The organism is Brachybacterium sp. JB7 (assembly GCF_003335205.1).
GTDB lineage: Bacteria > Actinomycetota > Actinomycetes > Actinomycetales > Dermabacteraceae > Brachybacterium > Brachybacterium alimentarium.
On record NZ_QPGN01000004.1, the window covers coordinates 151,371 to 171,826 of the forward strand.

General features: G+C 70.1%; 19 protein-coding genes. 12 read left to right on the forward strand and 7 right to left on the reverse strand.

The annotated features are described in order from the left end of the window. Positions 1–18: 18 nt before the first annotated feature. The 3 genes from CIK81_RS07210 (at position 19) to acs (ending at position 3,198) form a co-directional block, all read left to right on the forward strand. Positions 19–234 carry a CopG family transcriptional regulator gene (locus CIK81_RS07210; RefSeq protein ID WP_096166332.1) on the forward strand — a complete coding sequence of 72 codons (216 nt, stop codon included), beginning with the start codon at positions 19–21 and terminating at the stop codon, positions 232–234. A gap of 10 nt (positions 235–244) precedes the next feature. After that, positions 245–1,096, forward strand: a complete 852-nt coding sequence (locus CIK81_RS07215; RefSeq protein ID WP_096166333.1) for a VOC family protein — start codon at positions 245–247, stop codon at positions 1,094–1,096. A gap of 122 nt (positions 1,097–1,218) precedes the next feature. Further along, complete coding sequence (gene acs / locus CIK81_RS07220) at positions 1,219–3,198, forward strand: acetate--CoA ligase (protein WP_096166334.1); 1,980 nt, start codon at positions 1,219–1,221, stop codon at positions 3,196–3,198. A 420-nt stretch (positions 3,199–3,618) separates the two neighbouring features. On the opposite strand, the gene CIK81_RS07225 is transcribed toward acs, so the two are convergent. From CIK81_RS07225 to CIK81_RS07235, 3 genes are read right to left on the reverse strand one after another with little or no spacing between them, the layout of a single operon-like run. Further along, positions 3,619–4,551: a DUF4097 family beta strand repeat-containing protein gene (locus CIK81_RS07225; RefSeq protein WP_096166335.1), complete on the reverse strand. Its 933-nt coding sequence runs from the start codon at positions 4,549–4,551 to the stop codon at positions 3,619–3,621. Next, positions 4,551–5,204, reverse strand: a complete 654-nt coding sequence (locus CIK81_RS07230) for a response regulator transcription factor (RefSeq protein ID WP_096166336.1) — start codon at positions 5,202–5,204, stop codon at positions 4,551–4,553. Before CIK81_RS07230 ends, CIK81_RS07225 begins: the two co-directional genes overlap by 1 nt. Further along, positions 5,201–6,574: a sensor histidine kinase gene (locus tag CIK81_RS07235; RefSeq protein ID WP_096166337.1), complete on the reverse strand. Its 1,374-nt coding sequence runs from the start codon at positions 6,572–6,574 to the stop codon at positions 5,201–5,203. The genes CIK81_RS07230 and CIK81_RS07235 overlap by 4 nt, the downstream gene beginning before the upstream one ends. 341 nt (positions 6,575–6,915) lie before the next feature. On the opposite strand from CIK81_RS07235, the gene CIK81_RS07240 reads away from it, so the two are divergent. The 4 genes from CIK81_RS07240 (at position 6,916) to rlmB (ending at position 11,220) form a co-directional block, all read left to right on the forward strand. Further along, positions 6,916–8,106, forward strand: coding sequence for a LacI family DNA-binding transcriptional regulator (locus CIK81_RS07240; RefSeq protein WP_158541957.1), 1,191 nt, complete (start codon positions 6,916–6,918; stop codon positions 8,104–8,106). 121 nt (positions 8,107–8,227) lie between these two features. After that, positions 8,228–8,710: a phage holin family protein gene (locus CIK81_RS07245; protein WP_096166338.1), complete on the forward strand. Its 483-nt coding sequence runs from the start codon at positions 8,228–8,230 to the stop codon at positions 8,708–8,710. Between the two features lie 87 nt (positions 8,711–8,797). Continuing rightward, complete coding sequence (gene cysS / locus CIK81_RS07250) at positions 8,798–10,237, forward strand: cysteine--tRNA ligase (RefSeq protein WP_096196949.1); 1,440 nt, start codon at positions 8,798–8,800, stop codon at positions 10,235–10,237. An 11-nt stretch (positions 10,238–10,248) separates the two neighbouring features. Then, complete coding sequence (gene rlmB, locus CIK81_RS07255) at positions 10,249–11,220, forward strand: 23S rRNA (guanosine(2251)-2'-O)-methyltransferase RlmB (protein ID WP_114355575.1); 972 nt, start codon at positions 10,249–10,251, stop codon at positions 11,218–11,220. A gap of 237 nt (positions 11,221–11,457) precedes the next feature. Here the strand turns inward: rlmB and CIK81_RS07260 are convergent, their stop codons facing one another. From CIK81_RS07260 to CIK81_RS07270, 3 genes are all read right to left on the reverse strand, one after another. Beyond that, positions 11,458–12,177, reverse strand: coding sequence for a YitT family protein (locus CIK81_RS07260; RefSeq protein WP_096166341.1), 720 nt, complete (start codon positions 12,175–12,177; stop codon positions 11,458–11,460). Between the two features lie 12 nt (positions 12,178–12,189). Further along, complete coding sequence (locus CIK81_RS07265; protein ID WP_096166342.1) at positions 12,190–13,431, reverse strand: DUF4032 domain-containing protein; 1,242 nt, start codon at positions 13,429–13,431, stop codon at positions 12,190–12,192. A gap of 194 nt (positions 13,432–13,625) precedes the next feature. Then, complete coding sequence (locus tag CIK81_RS07270; RefSeq protein WP_096166343.1) at positions 13,626–14,711, reverse strand: ABC transporter ATP-binding protein; 1,086 nt, start codon at positions 14,709–14,711, stop codon at positions 13,626–13,628. Between the two features lie 220 nt (positions 14,712–14,931). Here CIK81_RS07270 and CIK81_RS07275 point away from each other — a divergent pair, with 220 nt between their 5' ends. Beyond that, positions 14,932–15,750, forward strand: coding sequence for a peptide deformylase (locus CIK81_RS07275; protein WP_096166344.1), 819 nt, complete (start codon positions 14,932–14,934; stop codon positions 15,748–15,750). A 95-nt stretch (positions 15,751–15,845) separates the two neighbouring features. Continuing rightward, positions 15,846–16,586, forward strand: a complete 741-nt coding sequence (locus tag CIK81_RS07280) for a hypothetical protein (RefSeq protein ID WP_176485660.1) — start codon at positions 15,846–15,848, stop codon at positions 16,584–16,586. A gap of 185 nt (positions 16,587–16,771) precedes the next feature. Here CIK81_RS07280 and CIK81_RS07285 read toward each other — a convergent pair whose 3' ends face one another. Then, positions 16,772–17,284, reverse strand: a complete 513-nt coding sequence (locus CIK81_RS07285) for an inorganic diphosphatase (RefSeq protein ID WP_096166345.1) — start codon at positions 17,282–17,284, stop codon at positions 16,772–16,774. Between the two features lie 66 nt (positions 17,285–17,350). On the opposite strand from CIK81_RS07285, the gene CIK81_RS07290 reads away from it, so the two are divergent. The 3 genes from CIK81_RS07290 to hpt are packed head-to-tail and all read left to right on the forward strand — an operon-like array spanning position 17,351 to position 20,456. Further along, positions 17,351–18,760, forward strand: coding sequence for a D-alanyl-D-alanine carboxypeptidase/D-alanyl-D-alanine-endopeptidase (locus CIK81_RS07290; RefSeq protein WP_096166346.1), 1,410 nt, complete (start codon positions 17,351–17,353; stop codon positions 18,758–18,760). Beyond that, positions 18,760–19,857 carry a tRNA lysidine(34) synthetase TilS gene (gene tilS, locus CIK81_RS07295; RefSeq protein ID WP_096166347.1) on the forward strand — a complete coding sequence of 366 codons (1,098 nt, stop codon included), beginning with the start codon at positions 18,760–18,762 and terminating at the stop codon, positions 19,855–19,857. Before CIK81_RS07290 ends, tilS begins: the two co-directional genes overlap by 1 nt. Before the next feature lie 44 nt (positions 19,858–19,901). After that, complete coding sequence (hpt, locus tag CIK81_RS07300; protein ID WP_096166421.1) at positions 19,902–20,456, forward strand: hypoxanthine phosphoribosyltransferase; 555 nt, start codon at positions 19,902–19,904, stop codon at positions 20,454–20,456.

Genomic DNA, 20,456 nt, shown 5'->3' on the forward strand with positions numbered 1-20,456 from the left:
GGTTGCTAGCATTCTGTCATGGAAGACAGTTCGGAGACCCCTCCACCGGCCCCCAAGGTCCAGTTCAACGTGTACCTCCCCAAGGATCTCGTCGTCGCCGTCAAGCATCGCGCGATCGACGAGTCCACGAGCCTCAGCGCTCTCGTCGACAGAGCGCTGACGCAGTACCTCTCCGCCCCGCCGTCCCCGTCGACCCCGTCTTCCCCGTCCGATCTTCACCGCAAAGACGCCTGAGGAGCACACCATGGCTGACCGCACCGGCCCCGGCACGACCCACGACGAACCTGAGCGCACGTCACCGCAGGCGATCGCCTTCACCGTCTTCCCGCTGAGGTTCAGCGCTGATCCGGCGGCGCTGATCGCGTTCCTGCGCACCCTCGGCATGACGCCGCTGATCACGACCGAGGGCGATGGTTTCGCCGACCTCGTGGCCGGCGGAGGCGGCCGGGTGATGGTGCACGGCGCGGGAGCGGCCTCTGCCACCGCCGCGCCTGCGGGCGAGACCCAGCTGAGCACGGCGGTCCGTTCGGTCGGGGCGGCTGCGGAGCACCTGCGGGCGGCCGGCCTCGAGGTGACCGTGTGGGACGAGAGCTACGGTCACCAGGGGAACCTCACCGGTCCTCATGGCGAGGCCATCGGGATCAACGAGGATCAGGCCGATCCCTACGGCTACGTCCTCCACGACGGCTCCGAGGCCGACCCGCGCCTCTCGGTCACAGCGGTGCGAGCCAGTGCTGAGGGGCCGGAGAGAGACCGCGACATCGAGATCTTCGCGGCGCTCGGATTCGTTCCCGTCGATGGCGGCAACCACGGGTATCGTGCGCTCGCCAGCCCCGGGCACGGCTCGATCGGGCTGCACGAGCCGTCCAGTGGCATGGTGGCGTGTCGGCCCGGTGGCGACCCTGGGCATCCCGACCTGCAGGTCTCACTGGTGCGGCTCGGATTCGAGACCTCGGAGGATCTCGACGAGCTCGCGGCGCGACTCTCACATGCCGGGTACCCCGCACACGTGGTCACGGACGAGGGTGAGCGACGTCTGCACGTCACCGACCCTGACGGTCAGGTCGTCGAGGTGCACCCCCGTTCGGCTCGTTGAGCAGCAGGACCGCCAGGTGGGGGCGGAATCTGGGCGGTGTCCCGTGACGTGGGTCTCCTGCGATACGGTTGGGCCGTCCGTTTCGCCCCGGCGGCCCCGGGGCCCGTGAACCAGGAGTACTGATGTCTGACGACGCCGCCACCGCGATCGAGAATCTCTCGCAGGAGACCCGCACCTTCTCCCCGTCCTCCGAGTTCGTCCAGAACGCGGTCGCCCGCCCCTCGCTGTACCAGGAGGCCGAGCGGGACCGCCTGGCGTTCTGGCGTTCAGCGGCGAGCCTGCTGAGTTGGAAGACACCGTTCACCGAGACGCTCGACTGGACCGATGCGCCTTTCGCGAGGTGGTTCGCCGACGGCACCCTGAACGTCGCCTACAACTGCGTGGACCGGCATGTGGAGTCCGGCCACGGCGACCAGGCCGCGATCCTCGCCGAGTACGAGGACGGCACCGACGCCACCTACACGTATGCCCAGGTCAAGGACGAGATCAGCCGGATGGCGAATGTCCTGACCGATCTCGGGGTCAAGACCGGGGACCGGGTCGCCATCTACCTGCCGATGATTCCGGAGGCAGCTTTCGCGATGCTCGCCTGCGCCCGCATCGGCGCACCGCACTCGGTCGTCTTCGGCGGCTTCAGCGCGGATGCCCTGCGCTCGCGCATCGAGGACGCCGAGGCCCGTGTCGTCATCACGGCCGACGGGCAGAACCGTCGCGGCAAGCAGCTGCCGCTGAAGCCTGCCGTCGACGAGGCGCTCGCCACCGGCGGCGACAGCGTCGAGAAGGTCCTCGTGGTGCGTCGCACCGGCGGCGACGTCGAATGGAACGAGGGCCGCGACGTCTGGTGGCACGAGGCGCGTGAGGACGCCTCGGCCGAGCACGAGCCGGTGTGGGTCGAGGCGGAGCATCCGCTGTTCATCCTCTACACCTCCGGCACCACCGGTAACCCCAAGGGCATCATCCACACCACCGGCGGTTACCTGACCCAGGCCGCTTATACCCACCGCAACGTCTTCGACATCAAGCCGTCGACCGACGTCTACTGGTGCACGGCCGACGTCGGCTGGGTCACCGGCCACACCTACGTGGTCTACGGTCCCATGGCCAACCGCACCACCCAGGTGATCTACGAGGGCACCCCGGACAGCCCGCACCAGGGCCGTTGGTGGGAGATCGTCGAGAAGCACAAGGTCTCGAAGTTCTACTCCTCGCCCACCGCGATCCGCACCGCCATGAAGTGGGGCGAGGACATCCCGGCGAAGTACGACCTCTCCTCCTTGAAGCTGCTCGGCAGCGTCGGCGAGGCCATCAACCCCGAGGCCTGGATGTGGTACCGCCGCGTCATCGGCGGAGACCGCTGCCCGATCGTGGACACCTGGTGGCAGACCGAGACCGGCGCCATCATGATCTCCCCGCTTCCCGGGATCACCGCCACCAAGCCCGGCTCGGCGCAGGTGCCGCTGCCAGGGATCGGCGCCGATGTGGTCGACGAGTCCGGCAAGCCCGTCGAGAACGGCGAGGGCGGATACCTCGTGCTCGACAAGCCCTGGCCGGCGATGCTGCGCGGGATCTGGGGCGACCCGGAGCGCTTCAAGGAGACCTACTGGTCCCGCTTCGAGGGTCTCTACTTCGCGGGCGACGGCGCCAAGCGCGACGAGGACGGCGACATCTGGCTGCTGGGCCGTGTGGATGACGTCATGAACATCTCCGGCCACCGGCTCTCCACCATGGAGATCGAGTCCGCGCTGGTCAGCCACGAGTGGGTCGCCGAATCCGCCGTGGTCGGCGCGGCCGACGAGACGACCGGACAGGCCGTGGTCGCCTTCGTGATCCTCCGCGGAGGCAACGAGGATGCGATCGCCGAGGCCGGTGGCGAGGACAAGGTCATCGAGACCCTCCGCGCCCACGTCGGCAAGGAGATCGGTCCGATCGCGAAGCCCAAGCGGATCCTCGTCGTCACGGAGCTGCCCAAGACGCGCTCCGGCAAGATCATGCGCCGCCTCCTGCGCGATGTCGCCGAGAACCGCACGGTGGGCGACACCCAGACCCTCGCCGACGCCTCGGTCATGGACCTCATCCAGGAGGGCATGTCCAGCAAGGGCTGACCCCAAGGGTTGATCCGGACCTGCCCGGTCGGTTGCGACTGCCGCGGCGAGGTTTCCAGCGCCTGCGGTGGCCGCGGCTGCCGGGGTGGACCGGGTTGTCGTGGCTGGCGGGAGCCGGGGCAGCCCGGACGAGGTGCCGGGGCTGCCGGGGCGAGGTGCCGGGGCGAGGCTGCCAGGGTTGCCAGGGTTGCCTGGGTCGCCGGGGCTGCCGGGCCGAGGCTGCCAGGGTTGCTGGGCCGGGCCGTGGTGGGCGGATCGTGTCGTGGACGGGCCGCTGGTGAGGAGCTCTGGTGCCTACGGCATATGACCTCACCAGCGGCCCGCCCGTGACACGCCGACCCGTCAGAGCCCGGCGGGCGATCGTCGCGCCCCGGGGGTGGGCACAGCCCGGCGGTTGATCGTCATGTCCCTGACGTGGGCTCAGCGGGTGATCGTCACGTCCCCGATATCCGACGTGGCGGTCAGCGTCCCGAGCGCGGAGGAGGAGTCGGCGCCGCGGGTGAGGTCCGGGTCCACCCGCGCCTCGCCCACGTCCGAGCGGGCCTCGACATCCCAGGGCTCGCTGCCCGGGACCTCGACGTCGATGGTGCCCATGGAGGTGCGGACGGTCACCGTGCCGCCCGCGTCGTCGGGCAGGACCACGTCCACGTCCCCGACCGAACTCGTGACGTCGACCGTGCTGAGCTCGGAGCCCGCCAGGTCGATGTCCGCGCCGCCCACCGAGGTGGTGACAGCGACGCCGTCCGGTGCTTCGACGGAATCCAGGCTCACGTCGCCCACGTCGGCGGTGACCTCGAGCGTCGAGAAGGTGCCGTCGATGTCGACGTCGCCCACTCCCGCCGTCACCGTCAGCGCCATGCCGTGGCCGTCCGGGATGAGCAGCAGCAGGTCGCGTCCGGGCTGGTCCCACGGCACGGCGGCGGGGCCCTGTGGCTGCTTGACGGTGACGGTCTTCGAGGAATCGCCGCCTCGCTGCGTGATCTCGGCGCGGGTGACGTCGCCCTCGGCGGGGAGGGAGATCTCGCCGTTCTCGACCAGCGCGAGGGTCACGTCGTCCACGTCGGCATCGTGCACGACGTTCACGTTGCCGACGTCGCTGCTCAGCGTGAGCGAGCTGGGGGAGCCGAGCCCGGTAGTGGCCGGGACGTCCGCATAGCGTCGGCCGTCCAGCCAGCTCGTCGTGGAGTAGGCCACCAGGAACAGCAGCATCAGGAGGAGCACGATTCCTCCCAGCAGCGTGATCACCAGGCGCCAGGGACGATCACCCTGCCGGGACGGGTTCAGACGGCGCCCGGGCTCGATCCTGGGCCCGGTGGCCTCAAGCGGCTGTGGATCGTGAGGGGGGATGGTCATCAGTGCTCCTCGGATTCCAGATAACGCAGCACGGCCATGACCCGACGGTTCTCCCCGTCCACCGGCGGAAGGTCGAGCTTGGTGAGCAGGGAGGAGATGTGCTTCTCGACGCTCCCGGCCGAGACGAACAGCGTGTCTGCGATCGCCTGGTTGGAGCGGCCCTGGGCCATCAGAGAGAGCACCTCGCGCTCTCGCGGGGTGAGGCCCTCCAGGGTCCGACGACGGCGGGAGCGGATGAAGATCTGCTGGACCACCTCGGGGTCCAGCCAGGTGCCTCCGTCGCCGACGTCGGAGAGGACCGAGAGGAAATCGTCGACGTCCGCGACCCTGTCCTTGAGCACATAGCCCAGGCCGCGCGAGGAGTCGGCGATGAGATCCGAGGCGTAGCGCTCCTCGACGTACTGCGAGAGCACCAGTAAGGCGATCTCCGGACTCTGCTGGCGGATGAGCATCGCGGCCCGCACGCCCTCATCGGTGAAGGTCGGAGGCATGCGCACGTCGATCACCGCGAGATCCGGTGCGTGGTGGGAGACCGCGGCCAGCAGGGCGTCGGCGTCCCCGACTGCGGCGACCACTTCGTGTCCGGCTTCGGTGAGCAGTCGCTCCACACCGGCTCGCAGCAGCACGGCGTCATCAGCGATCACGATCCTCATCGGAGGGCCTCCTTGGTGTTCTGGATGGTCTGGGGGTCCTGCGTGTTCTGAGGGTTCTGGGTTCCGGGTCGGGGAGCGGCAGGCATCGCGACGGCGGCGGACCGAGCGGGGACGGGGAGGACGGCGAGGAGGACGGTTCCGCCGCCGACGGGACTTGCGACCTCCAGCCGGCCGCCGGTGGCGCGGACGCGGTCGGTCAGGCCAGCGAGGCCGGTGGAGAGGCCGTCGCGATGCACCTGGGCCCCGCCTCGGCCGTCGTCCTCGATGCGCACCTCCACGGTGTCCCGGGTCTGCCTGACGCTCACGGAGGCGTGCTCGGCCTCGGAGTGCTTGGCGATGTTGGTCAGCGCCTCGGAGACGAGGAAGTAGGCGACGGCCTCCCGTTCGCGGTCCAGGCGTGCTCCCCGGCCGTCGTGCAGATCCACGTGGAGCTCGACAGGGATCCGGGAACGCGCGGCCAGGGCCGAGAGGGCGGCATCGAGGCCACGATCGGTGAGCACCGCCGGATGGATCCCGCGTGCCAGCTGGCGCAGATCCGTCATGACCGCCTTCGCCTCGGAATGCGCCTGGCCGACGAGATCGGTGGCCCGATCCGGATCCGTGCGGATGGTGTTCTTCGCGATCCCGAGCGTCATCGCGAGGTTCACCAGACGCGGCTGCACCCCGTCATGGAGATCCCGTTCGATGCGCAGGCGCTCCTGCGAGGCGGCATCGACCGCACCCTGCCGACGCTCGACGAGCTCGGCGACCTGCACTCGCAGGTCCTCCTCGGAGCCGGAGACGAGAACCCTGGCCACCCCGCGATCGGCGAGGGCCCCCAGCACCAGGGAGATGCCCGCGACCACCGCGCAGGACAGCGCGACGATCCCGAGCATCCAGCGGGAGAGCTCGAGGGATCCCAGCTGCAGCGCACCCTGGCGCAGCGCGACATCGGCGCTGGTCCAGCCCAGCCACACGGCGATGACGAAGAGGGTGAAGAAGGCTCCGGCCACGAGCATCGCGAGGTGGTGGTGCAGCACACCGCGCCAGAAGGCACCGGTGCAGAACTCGAGCCAGCGGTCCGACAGCCAGCCTCTGAACCCGCCACGGCGCGAGCGGCGGGTCGGCGGCAGGATCACCGAGAGCCGATGCACTGCGACGGCGCGACGACGTTCGATCCGCACGATGACCTGCATCACCAGGAACCAGGGGATCAGCAGCAGCAATCCGGTCCCGAGCGCCGGCAGGGAACCGAGACCGGTGAAGAAGATCGTGATGCTGATCCAGAACCAGGAGTAGAACAGCAGGCCTCCGAGCAGCACGGAGGCCAGCGCCGAGGCGCTGAGCCGTGGGCGCTGGGGTGCCGTGGCAGGCACAGTCGTATCGTCCATGGCCCTGAGAGTATTCGGGATCTCGCGAACCTCCCACGGGGCCCGCCCGCGTCCCTCGCGGGGGAAAACCCCCGGGCGTCGCCGTGCGGGTCGCCGGAACCGGCCGCCGACGGGTGGCGCAGACGTCTCGAGAGCGGGGTGGCTCGGACGTCTTGAGAGCGGGGTGGCGCGGACATCGTGAGCGCGGGGCGGCTCGAACGTTCCGGGGGCTCGAGCCGTTCCCTCCTGCCGGGTGTCCCGCGCAGTGGGCGGGCCGCGTTCCGAGGAGATCCTGGGAACAGTGAGCGCCACGACGTGGCATGCGTGCCCGCCGACGGCCGCCGATGCGGTTCAATGGGGGCATGAGCAGTGACGCGAGTGCCTCCTCCGATGAGACCATCGACCACGCCTCCGAGCCCGACGCGGTGAGCCCCGACGACGGCACCTCGGGCCAGATGGTCGAGAACCTCGACAGCACGGCCGAGGAGCTGGCCGACAGCGGCCAGCAGCGGGGCACCCTGAGGGATGTTGCCGACTCCCTCGGGATCTCCAGCACGGTCGCGCTGCGTGCGCTGCGCGGGGCCGAGGAGGTCAAGCCGCAGATGGTGACGCGGGTCCATGAGACGGCGGAGCGACTGCACTTCCCGCTCGAGGAGCTCAGCGAGGAGGAGGACCATCGCGGCGTGGTCGCCGTCCTCGTCAACACCATGCGCAACACCTGGATCTCGGATCTGGTGCGCGCCATCCGCATCGAGCTGTCGGCCACCGGCCGCACCGCCGTCGTCGTCCCCACCCGTCGTCGCATGCCGGAATACCCGGTGGCTGCGGATACCGACGCGATCGAATCGCTCGTCCAGCTCGGGGTCGACGGCTTCCTCATGATCTCGGATCTCGCGGACATGGACAGCGTGCTCACGGCCATCGCGGACCGCCCCCTGGTGGGGATCGGCTGCTCCAAGGAGTTCGTCGGCCGCTTCGACACCGTGCGCATCGACGACGAGGTCGGCCAGGGCCTGCTCGTCGACCACCTGGTCGGCCTGGGCCACCGCGAGATCGCGCATATCGGTGGCGTCGGTGCGGCCGTGGCACGCGAGCGCGCCGACGCCTTCCGGGCGGCCATGGAGCGCCACGGACTGGGCGAGCACGCCCGCGTCGACCCGGGCGACTTCACCGAGCAGGTGGGCCAGACCGCCGGGTCGATGCTGTTGCGCGGGAGCAAGGTCCCCACTGCCGTGACCTGTGCGAACGATGTCACCGCCGTCGGGCTGCTCTCCGCCGCCCGGGAGGCGGGGATCTCCGTCCCCGAGGAGCTGGCAGTGGCCGGTTACGGCAACACCTCGCTGGCCTCGTCCGGGATCTCCCAGACCACGAGCGTGGATCCGAACTCGGATCGCCTCGGTGCGCTGGCCGCGCAGTTCCTCGTCGAGCGAGTCTCGGGCCTGGACACCCCGGCACGGGATGTCGCGGTCGCGCCGTCGATCGTCGTCCGGCGCTCGAGCTCGGCCGGGCCCCGACCGGAGTCCACCAAGCGCAAGCGGATCTCCGTCGACTGAGCCCCGATCCCGACCCCGGACAGCAGCGTGCGCCCCTCCGGTTCCGCTCGCGTCCCCGGTGGCCGGGCCACCCTGCTCCGAGAAGCCCTGAAACCCTTCGACCCTGCGTTAGGCTCTGACCATGATCAACACCACGAACGATCCGAGCACGCCGCCCACCCAGCGGTCCATCGGTGAACTCGTCCAGTCCATCCGCGACGAGCTCCTCGGCGTTGTCCATCATGAGATCGACATCGCCAAGAAGGAGATCACCGGGATCGCGATCAAGGCCGGCATCATCGCCGCCTGCGCCGCGGTGCTGCTGTTCCTCCTGCTCTCGGCCTGGGTGATGCTGCTGTTCGCCGCCGCCACCGGGCTGCAGGCCCTCGGCCTGCCCTACTGGGGCGCCTTCCTCATCGTCGCCGGGGTGTTCATCCTGATCGGCGCGATCGCCGGCCTGGTCGCCTTCCTCGTCTTCAAGAAGATCAAGGCCCCCGAGACGACGATCGAGACCGCGCAGTCCGCGGTCGACGCCGTCCAGGGCAAGCGACGCAGCAACGCCGTCTCCTACGACGACACCTTCGAGGAGCTCTACGGCAAGCAGGTCAGCTCCCGCACCGAGTGACCTCTCAGCGGGTGCGCAGGGTGATCCCCGCAATCCCCGAGTGATCCGGAGAGGACTCCACCCTGGCTGGGCAGTACCCTGGCTCACGTGACTCTCCATCTGCACGACACCGCCACCCGTACCACCGCACCGTTCGTCCCGGTGCGCGAGGGGGCGGTGTCGTTGTATGTCTGCGGCCCGACGACACAGGGGGCGCCGCATCTGGGCCATCTGCGCACCTTCGTCGCCTTCGACATCCTGGTCCGCTGGCTCGAGCGCCACGGCTACGAGGTCGTCCACATCCGCAACGTCACCGACATCGACGACAAGATCCTCGTGAAGTCCGACGAGGCGAATGCCGAATGGTGGGCCTGGTCGCTCCGCTTCGAGCGCGAGTTCCACGACGTGCTCGATCGCGTCGGCAACCGTCGCCCCACCTACGAGCCGCGCGCCACCGGCCACGTGCCCGAGATGATCGAGCTGATGGAGCTGCTCATCGAGCGTGGCCACGCCTACGCCGACGGCAACGGCTCGGTGTACTTCGACGTCGCCTCGCACCCCGCTTACGGCTCCCTGACCCGGCAGAGCATCGAGGACATGCAGGACGCGGGCGAGGAGAGCGAACCCGGCAAGCGGGACCGTCGTGACTTCGCTCTGTGGAAGGCCGCCAAGCCCACCGAACCGGCGACGGCGTCCTGGGACACCCCCTTCGGCCGCGGCCGCCCGGGCTGGCACCTGGAGTGCTCCGCGATGAGCCGCAAGTACCTCGGGGAGACCTTCGACATCCACGCCGGAGGCCTCGACCTGCGGTTCCCGCATCACGAGAACGAGCAGGCGCAGTCGCACGCCGCAGGCTTCGGCTTCGCACAGCGGTGGATGCACTCCGGCGTGCTCACGGTCGACGGGCTGAAGATGGGCAAGAGCCTGGACAACTTCGTCACCGCGGCGCGCGCACTGGCCGAGCACCCCACCGCGGCCGTGCGCCTCGCGCTGGTGAGCGGCCACTACCGCGCCACCGTCGAGTACAACGCGACCGCGATGCGGGAGGCGGAGGTGGTGTGGGAGCGCTTCAGCACGACCGCACGCCGCGCAGCGGAGGTGCTCGGCGACGCTCCGCTCGCGGCCCCCGACGCCGAACTGTCCGCGATCGACCTGCCCGAGGACTTCATCGCGGCGATGGACGACGACCTGGCCGTCCCCGAAGCCCTCGCGGTCGTCCATCGTGAGCAGTCGGCCCTGAACTCCCTGCTCGCCGCCGGAGGCGATGCGGACCGGATCGCGGACGGTCTGGGCCGGCTGCGGGCCATGCTCGACGTGCTGGGCCTGGATCCGCTGTCCCCGCAGTGGGGGAGCACCTCCGGCGCCCCGGGCGCCGAGCACGCAGCGCTGGATGCGCTGATCACCAGCCAGCTGGCCGCCCGTGCGGCGGCCCGCGCCGAGAAGGACTGGGCCAGGGCCGATGCCCTGCGCGACGCACTGAGCGCCGCCGGCATCCGCGTCGAGGACGCCCAGGACGGCGCGCGCTGGACACTCGAGACCACCCACTGAGGAGAACACCCATGGCAGGCAACAGCTCGCGTCGCGGCGCGGTGCGCAAGGGCAAGAAGGGCGCGACCGTCGGCTCCGGCGGGGTGCGTCGTCGCGCGCTCGAGGGCAAGGGCCCGACGCCCCGCGCGGAGGAACGCCCCGCGCACAAGAAGTACGGCAACGCCAAGGGCGGCCCGGGTGCGGCGGGGAACCGTGGCGGCTCCGGCTCGAAGGGCGGCCGCAAGCAGCCCGGCAGCGACCAGGTCGCCGGCCGCAACGCCGTGCTGGAGGCGCTGCAGGAGAGCGTGCCGGCCACGCAGCTCACGGTCATGGTGCGGATGGACTCCGACGAACGGGTCCGCGAGATCATGCGTCTGGCCACCGCCCAGGGCGTGCCGATCGCCGAGGCCTCGCGCACCGACCTGGACCGCATGACCGACCACGTCGTCCACCAGGGCGTGGCCCTGACGATGCCGCCCTACGAGTACGCGGAGATCGAGGACCTGCTGAAGATCGCCTCGGATGCCTTCGAGACGCCGCTGCTGATCGCGCTGGACGGCATCACCGATCCGCGCAACCTCGGCGCGATCCTGCGCAGCGCCGACGCTTTCGGCGTGCACGGCGTGATCCTGCCCGAGCGTCGCAGCGTGTCGATGACGGCGGCCGTGTGGAAGGTGGCGGCCGGCGCCGCGGGCCGGGTGCGCGTGGCCCAGGTGACGAACCTCAACCGCACCCTCAGCGCCCTCAAGGGCGACGGCGTCTTCGTGCTCGGCATGGATGCGGACGGCGACGTGACCACTCGTGGTCTCGACCTCGCCACCCAGCCCACCGTGCTCGTCGTGGGCGCCGAGGGCAAGGGCCTCTCCCGGCTCGCCAGGGAGATCAGCGATCAGGTCGTCTCGGTCCCCATGACCGGTCGCAGCGAGTCGCTGAACGCCTCCGTGGCCGCCGCGATCGCCCTGTACGAGATCTCCGGAGTGCGCGCGGCCCAGGGCCACGCCTGAAGAGCACCAGGGATCGTGCACGCGTGACCGAGCCCGGGTCGGTCTGCCCAGTGGCGGACCGTCCGGGCTCTGTTCACGAGTCGGCGGCCACGGCGCTGTCGGCTCCCATGCCGTTGGCACCCAAGCTCTCCGGAGCCGTGTTTCCCGGGGACGTACCTTCCGGGCCCGTCGCGTCGGCGTCCATCCCGTCTGCGGCTCGGCTGACGGCCTCAGCCCTGTCGAGACGGGGCGAGGAGGTCAGGCTGGATCCGCCGGAGGCTCCGTCGCAGCAGCATCGCGGTGAGCGCTCGGTGCCCGTACCGGGCGCCGCACGGGCATGATCACACGGGGGAGTGCGAGCTGGATGACCGGCCCGAGCCCGACGGCGTAGAGCAGCGTGCCGACGCCGACCGGTCCTCCGAGGCTCCAGCCGATCGCCAGCACCAGCACCTCCAGGCAGATCCGCACCGGACCCACGGGGCGACGCAGACGCCGCGCCAGACCGGTCATGAGACCGTCGCGGGCGCCGGGGCCGAGCTGGGCGCCGATGTAGATGGCGGCGCTGACCCCGTTGACCACGACGCCGACGATCATCAGCACGAGCGCCATCGGAAGGCCCTGGACGGACGGCAGCACGAGCATCCCCAGATCGATGCTCACACCGACCCATATCGCGTTCGCGACGGTGCCGATCCCCGGCTGCTCGCGCAGGGGGATCCACAGCAGCAGCACCACGAAGCTCACCGCGATGCTGAGCGTTCCGACGGTGAGGCCCGCCCGCTCGGCAAGGGCCGCGTGCAGCACGTCCCACGGGGCACCGCCGAGACCGGAGCGCAGCAGCATCGCGAGGGAGAAGCCGAAGCCGGTCAGCCCCACCAGCATCTGGAGGAGGCGGAGGGGGAGACGATCCACCCGCAGCTGGTCGCGCAGGGAGAGGTTCGAGAGCGTGCGATCGCCGGCAGGAGGGGGAACGGCCATGGTCGGCGGCCCTCAGCTGTCGAAGATGGGCAGTGCGGATGTCTCCGTGGTGACCAGGGACTTCTCATCGGGCCGGTGGATCAGCACGTTGAGGATGTAATGACGCACGGTCTCGTCGAGGCTGGCATCCGTGCCGGCTTTCTCCGAGAGGAACCACTTGTGCTCGAGCACCTCGTGGTAGAACTCGGGCGGCTCGAGCTTGGAGCGCATCGATCGCGGGATCGCGCGGACCACCGGCTCGTACTGGTGCTGCAGCCACTCGTGCGCCACGAACTCCTCGTCCTCGGCCTGCTGCTCGGTGGAAGCGCGGTACTGGTCGAGGTCGTTGAGCAGGCGGCGTGCCTGATTCTCCTGCGCGTCGATGCCGGTCAGGCGCATGAGCCGTCGGGCATGATGGCCGGCGTCGACCACCTTGGGGAGGATCGACAGCGTGGTGCCGTCGAGATCGGTGGTGATCTCGAGCTCGCCCACGTCGAACCCGAGGCGGTTGAGCTTCTCGATGCGAGCCGACACCCGCCACCGCTCATCCGCGGAGAAGCGTTCGCGCTCGGTGAGGGCGGCCCACAGCTCGTCATAACGGCGCACCAGGTCATCGCCCACCTCGACCGGATCGGCCTCGGGGTCGAAGAGGTCGCCGGCCTGCAGATCCATGAGCTCGCCGATGATGTTCGTGCGCGCCAGGTCGAGGTCGTAGTGCCGCTGACCGTCCGTGAGCTTCTCGTGCAGCGCGCCCGTCTCGACGTCGACGATGTAGGCGGCGAAGGACCCCGCGTCGCGACGGAACAGGGTGTTGGACAGGGAGACGTCGCCCCAGTAGAAGCCCTCGATGTGCAGATGCACCAGCAGCACGGCCAGTGCGTCCAGCAGGCGCTGTGCGGTGTCCTCCCGGGAGACCTGGCTGAACACGGCCCGGTAGGGGAGGGAGAACTGCAGGTGACGGGTGATCAGCACGGCATCCAGCGGCTCGCCGGTGCGCGTGGTGCGGCCCGAGATCACTGCGAACGGGACCACCGAGGGCACACCGATGCGGCCGAGGAGACGGAGCATCTCGTATTCGCGCTTGGCGAGGTGATGGTTGATCTCCTTGAGCGCGAGCACTCGTCCCGAGACGCGCACGAAGCGCACGACGTGACGCGAGATGCCGCGCGGAAGAGCGGCGAGCATGTCCTCGGGCCAGTCCTCCAGCGGCTGGTCCCAGGGGAGGTCCAGCAGTGCGGGGTCGGCCCGGGACGCGGTGATCTCCAGGGGTGCCATTGCTCCATTGTCTCCTGATCACGACTCGTGTGCCCACCCGATGACGGTTTTTCACCGCCCGGATACACAAACCTCACGCTGCCGGCTCCGCATCCGTTCCCCGGATCACATCGCGCGGGAGGTCGCGTCCCGTGGATACGGCGACGGGCGCCCGGCAGGAGCCGGACGCCCGTCGCATGGTGCTGCGGGGAGGATCAGTCGCCCAGGCGCTGACCGTTCTTCGCATCGAAGAGGTGGATGTGACCCTCGGCCGGACGGAAGTGGACGGTCTCGCCCTTGACCGGGGGACGACGGGCGTCGACTCGTGCGATGAACGGCTTGTCCGTCTCGTCCGCACCCTCGCGGCGACCGTAGATGAACGCGTCGGCGCCGAGCTCCTCGACGAGGTCGACCTCGATCGCGATGCCCTGGTTGTCGGAGACCAGCTCGAGGTCCTCGGGGCGGACGCCCACGGTGACCGAGGTCTCGTCCGTCTCGGAGAGCGTGGAGCGATCCACGGGCACCACGGCGCCGCCGAACTCCACTCCCTGATCGGTGAGCTTCGTGTCGAACAGGTTCATGGCGGGGGAGCCGATGAAGCCGGCGACGAAGACGTTGTTCGGGTGGTCGTACATGCGGCGCGGGGAGTCCAGCTGCTGCAGGACGCCGTGGTCGAGGACCGCGACGCGGTCACCCATCGTCATCGCCTCGGTCTGGTCGTGGGTCACGTAGACCGTGGTGACGCCGAGGCGACGCTGCAGCGACGCGATCTGGGTACGGGTCGCCACACGCAGCTTGGCGTCGAGGTTGGACAGCGGCTCGTCCATGAGGAACACCTGGGGCGAACGCACGATCGCACGACCCATGGCGACACGCTGACGCTGACCGCCCGAGAGCGCCTTCGGCTTGCGGTCGAGGTACTCGCTGAGGTCCAGGATCGCGGCGGCGTCCTCGACGCGCTTGCGGATCTCGGCCTTGGGGGTGCCGGCGATCTTCAGGGCGAAGCCCATGTTGTCGGCGACCGTCATGTGCGGGTACAGAGCGTAGTTCTGGAACACCATCGCGATGTCGCGGTCCTTCGGCGGCACGTCCGTGACGTCGCGGTCGCCGATGAGGATGCGGCCGGCGTCGATCTCCTCGAGCCCGGCCAGCATGCGCAGGGCGGTCGACTTGCCGGAGCCCGACGGGCCGACGAGGACGAGGAACTCGCTGTCGCCGACCTCGATGTTGAGGTTGTCGACGGCCGGGCGCTCCTGGCCCGGGTAGACGCGCGAGGCGTTGTCGAAAGTCACTGTTGCCATGGTGGTGCTCCTTCACCGGCAGGTACGTGCCGGACGGTCCGTTGTGAAGTGATGGTCACCGGTCTCGATCGCCCCTCGCGAAGAGGTGCTCCCTTGCACCGGCGAGGTGAGTGTATCCCATCTCTCATCTGCCGGAAAACCCTGTCCGGTCCCGTGTCGACGGAAGGGCGAGCACGGAGCCGCAGCGGTGCGGCGTGGTCCGCTGCGGGATACTGGGGGAGTGGATATCACTGAGCTCACCCGGAAGATCCTCGACCGGCGCGCGAAGGACGGTGACCCGCTGCGCATCGTCCAGGCGGGTCATCCCGCCCTGCGCCGCACCTCCCTCTCCGCACGCGGGCGACTGGCCCCCGAGCTGCTGCTGGAGCTGGTCGACGCGATGACGGTCACCATGCGCGATGCTCCTGGCGTCGGGCTCGCCGCACCGCAGGTCGGGCTGCCTCTGTCGCTGTACGTCATCGAGGATCGCGTGCGCGCCGCGGCAGGCGTCGGGTCCGAGGAGGAACAGCACGGGGAGGATGGGGAGCACGGGGAGAACGGGGACGACGCGCCGGATCAGCCCCACGAGTCCCACGGTCGCCGCGCGGTCGACGACACCGACGAGCTCGACGACCTCGAGGAGCGCGATGCCGAGGACGATCTGCTCGAGCGTCGGCCCGTTCCCCTCCGTGCGCTGCTGGACCCACAGGTCACGCTGTTGGGCACCGAGCGCGTCTACGCATGGGAGGGATGCCTGTCGGTCGACGGCTGGCAGTCCATCGTGCCGAGGTCCCGCCGGGTGCGGGTGCAGGCCCTGGAGCTGCTGCCGGGCGGTGAGCTGCGCGAGATCGACGAGGAGCACGTGGGCTGGCCGGCACGGATCCTCCAGCACGAGACCGACCATCTGGCCGGGACCCTCTGCCACGACCTGATGGTCCCGCGCTCGTACATCGAGTCCGGGTACGCGCCGTACTACGCGGACCTGGGGGAGGCGGTGCGTCGCCTCGGCCTGAGCGGGGAGATCGCCGAGCTCGGCGAGGGCGAGGTCATCGCTCGCTGAGACCGCGCCCAGAGCAGCGACGGAGGCGTGCTGCCAGGCGGGGGCGGTAGCTTGTCCCTGTTCACGACATGCATGACACGAGATGAGGGGAGCCGATGGTGAGCTCGGATGACCAGAACACACCGCAGAGCGGAGAGCTCGAGGACGGCGACGTCCGCGAGCAGCTCGACGAGCGCTGGCTGTCGGTGATCGATGGCGCCATGAAGGTGCAGGCACCGCTCGCGCGTCGTTATGTCGAGGGTCTGCGCGCCAAGCACCCGGAGGCCACCGACCGGCAGCTGCTGGAGAAGGTCACCGGACGCTTCTCCTCCCTGATGACGCTGACCGGTGCGGGCATCGGCGGGGTCGCGGCGCTGCCGGGTCTCGGCACGGCCGCTGCCCTGGGGCTGACGGTGGGCGAGGGCATCTCCTTCGCGGAGGCCTGCGCGTTCCTCACCCTCGCCGCGGCGGACATCCACGGTGTCGACATGTCGGACCGCAGCACCCGACGCCTGGTGCTCATGGGCGTGCTCAGCGGTGACCGCGGCGCCGAGATCATCGCCAAGGCGATGGGCAAGCAGGGCCTGCAGTGGAACGCGGTGCTCGGCGGGGGCGGCGGCTTCCTGCCCGGTCTGGTGAGCAAGCAGATCTCGAAGTACGTGCGGCGTCGGGTGTTCGCCCGCACCGGGAAGCTGTGGCTCGGGCGTCTGCTGCCCTTCGGTGTCGGCGCGGTCATCGGTGGCTTCGGCGCTCGGGCGGTCTCCCGCTCCGTGGTCGAGGCGATGCTGGAGATCTTCTCCCAGGCACCCACGCTCGAGGGCGAGCTCGCCGGGGACGGCCCCGCGCTCGAGGGCTGAGTCCCGCCGGGACGTCGGGCGGCGCTCGCGGTGAGCGGGTGCGCGGATGACCGTGCACCGACGCCGACGCGCAGGCGACGAACACAGACGCCGACGCGCAGATGACGAAGGAGGGGCGCCCCGACGGGGCGCCCCTCCTTCGTCATGCCGGTCCGCTCCGCAGGCGAGGTCCGGGCGATGCGGACTCAGACCTCCTGTGTGAAGTCGTTCTCATGCTCCGTGCCGACGGCACGCTGGTAGGACTGACGGATCTCGGCCTCCGCGTCGCTGCGGCCCTCCCAGTGCGCGCCCTCGACGCTCTTGCCCGGCTCGAGGTCCTTGTAGACCTCGAAGAAGTGCTGGATCTCCAGCCGATGGAACTCCGAGACATCCGTGAGCTCCTGGCGGCGCACCTGTCGCCGGTCGCCGACCGGGACCGCGACGATCTTGTCGTCGCCGCCGGCCTCGTCCCGCATGCGGAACATGCCGAGGGCACGGCAGCGGATCAGGCATCCCGGGAACGTGGGCTCCTCGAGCAGCACGAGGCAGTCCAGGGGGTCCCCGTCCTCACCGAGGGTGCCTTCGATGAACCCGTAGTCATCGGGATAGCGAGTGGCGGTGAACAGCATCCGGTCCAGGCGGATCCGCCCGTTGTGGTGGTCCACCTCGTACTTGTTCCGGTTCCCGCGAGGGATCTCGATGGTTACGTCGAATTCCACGACAGCCGCTCCGTTGCTCCGGCCCTGTGGGCACTGGTTCTGACCGGGACACCATATCGTGGGGGCATGGTGGGACGAGTACCCGAGCGGGTGTGGCGCACGACGGCGATCGTGCTGTGCGCCGCCGTGCCCGCGAGCTTCTATCTGATCGGGGATCTCACCGACGCCTTCCCGGGGGTGCTCACGATCAGCTCCGAGCAGGAGGGCCCCGAGGCGGGCCCGCGTGCGCAGGCAGAGGACTGGGACCGTGTCCCCGCCGCCGCGCCAGGGCCTGACGTGGCACCGGAGGTCGACCCCACCAGCAGTGCTGACCTGGAAGAACGCATGTCCGCGCATGCTGGGGACCCCGTGGTGGACGACGGGCTCGCCTTCAGCGTGGTCGACGTCGAGACCGGCGAGGTCATCGCCGCACGGGATGCTGACGCCGCACGGGTCCCCGCCTCGACCCTCAAGCTGCTCACCGCCGCCGCTGTGCTGCGCCTGTACACCGGGGACGAGGTGCTGACCACCCGCGCGACCGTCGAGGACGGACTCATCACTCTCCAGGGCGGTGGTGACATGACTCTCACCGATGCCGACCTGCGCGACCTCGCGACCCAGGCGGCGCAGCTCGCCACCGACCAGGGCACCGAGGAGGTCTCGCTCGCGCTGGACACCAGCTATCTCAGCGGCGGCGCGAACCCTGCTTGGGGCAGCAACGGCACAGCGGGCGGGTGGGTCACGCCCACCGCCACGCTCGCCCTGGACGAAGGCTGGCTGGACGGCGAGCAGTACGGACCCAAGTCGACCGACCCGGAGGGGGACGTCGCCCGGCGTTTCGTGGAGCTGCTCGAGGAGCAGGGGCTCACGGTGACCGGGAAGGTCACGTCGGCCGACGCGCCGACTGAGGCGCCGAGCGTCGAGGTGCATTCCGCTCCGCTCTCCGAGATCGTGCAGCACACGCTCCTGATCTCCGACAACACCACCGCCGAGCTGCTGGCCCACCTCGTCGCGGCCGCTCGCGGCGACGAGACCACTACGGAGGGGGCTGCCGCTGCGGTCGAGGCCGAGGTGCGCGACCTCGCCACCGAAGCCGGAGTCCCCGCGGAGGATCTCGAGGCGCTCACGATCCGTGACGGGTCCGGGCTCTCGACGGAGGACCGGGTCCCGCCGGCCCTGTTCTCCGCAGTGCTCGCCCAGGCATCCTCGCCCGAGGAGCCTGTCCTGCAGCAGATCCTGTTCGACGTCCCGATCGCCGGGCTCAGCGGAACCCTCGCCGACAGGTTCGGCGACCAGGACGTCAGCGACGCCCGCGGCCTGGTGCGAGGCAAGACCGGATATCTCGGAGGCTCCTCCACCCTGGCCGGCACCGTCGTGCTGGCGGACGGACGCACCGCCGGCTTCTCGATCGTGGTGCACGGCTTCGACGGCGCCGACGCCGACGCAGCCCGCGCCGCGGTCGACGACGTCGCCGCAGAGATGGTCAGGGGTTCCTGATGGCCGGACCGCCCCCGGTCGTCGCCCGCGGCAGGACCGCGGTGCGCGGCGCGCTCGCCCAGCGGCTCGAGACGCTCGCGGACGACACCGCCGTGGGCAGGCTCGCGCCCCGCGTGGTCGTGGGTCTCAGCGGGGGAGCGGACTCGCTCGCGCTGCTGGCGACGACGGTCTGGGTGGCGTCACGCATGGGGCTGGAGTGCGAGGCGGCGATCGTGGACCACGGGCTCCAGGACGAGTCCTCCTCCGTCGCCGAGCGTGCCCGGGCCCAGGCCGAACGGCTGGGGGCGACGGCCCACGTGCTGCGGGTGGGGGTGGACCCCGACGCTCCCGGCGGGCTCGAGAACGCGGCGCGCGATGCCCGTCATGCCGCGCTGGACGCACTGCTCGAGGATCGAGGCGCCCTCGCCCTCCTGCTCGGCCACACCCTCGATGACCAGGCCGAGCAGGTGCTGATGGGCCTGGCACGCGGTGCTGGGCCGCGGGCGCTGGCAGGGATCCCGCGCTCTCGCGACGCGCTGCTGCGGCCGTTCCTCGGCACCGGCCGCGACGAGTCCACGGCGCTGCGCCGGGAGGACACCGAGGAGATCTGCCGCCTCCATGACCTGGAGTGGTGGGAGGACCCGATGAACGCGGACGAGTCGATGCTCCGCGCCCGGGTGCGGCATCGGGCGCTCCCGCTGCTGCGGGAGGTCCTCGGCGAGCAGGTCGATGTGAACCTCGCCCGCACCGCCGACCTCCTCCGCCCCGACGTCGACCATCTCGACGCCGAAGCGCACGACCTGCTGGATTCGCTGGTCCGGGACGGCGGCGAGCAGCGTGAGGAGGAGGACCTCCTGCTCCTGGACGTCCATGCTCTGGCCGTCGCTCCCGCCGCACTGCGCACCCGCGTGCTGCGGGACGCCTCGCGGCGGGCTCGGCACCTCTGCGAGGAGGAGACGGAACGCGCCGGGTCCACCAAGTCGCTGCTGCGCCGGCAGGTGCTCACGATCGACGCTCTGGTGGTCTCATGGCATGGTCAGGCAGCAGTACCCGTACCGGGTAGGATCGAGGTCGCTCGCCGCGACGGCCTGTTGGTGTGGCGCCGTACGGATCCGTGAGCCGCGGCGGACGCACCCCACCACGTTCCCTGGAGGAGATCCGCGTGCCCCAGACGCACCACCATCCCGATGTCGAACGGATTCTGCTGGATGAGCAGCAGATCCGCGAGAAGGTCACCGAGCTCGGTGAGCAGATCGCCGCGGACTACGCGGACGAACCGCCGATCCTCGTGGGTGTCCTCAAGGGTGCGGTGATGGTGATGGCCGATCTCGCCCGTTCGATCCCGCTGGACGTCGAGATGGACTGGATGGCGGTCTCCTCCTACGGCTCGGGCACGAAGTCCTCCGGCGTCGTGCGGATCCTCAAGGATCTCTCCGCCGACATCGACGGGCGCCGCGTGCTGATCGTCGAGGACATCATCGACTCGGGCCTGACCTTGAAGTGGCTGCTGTCGAACCTCCGTTCGCGCGGCCCCAAGAGCGTCGAGATCTGCACCCTCCTGCGCAAGCCGGAGGCGGCGCGGGTGGAGATCGACGTGAAGTACGTCGGCTTCGACATTCCCAACGAGTTCGTGATCGGCTACGGACTCGACTTCTCGGAGGCCTACCGGAACCTCCCCTACGTGGGCGTGCTCAAGCGCTCGGTCTACGAGGACTGA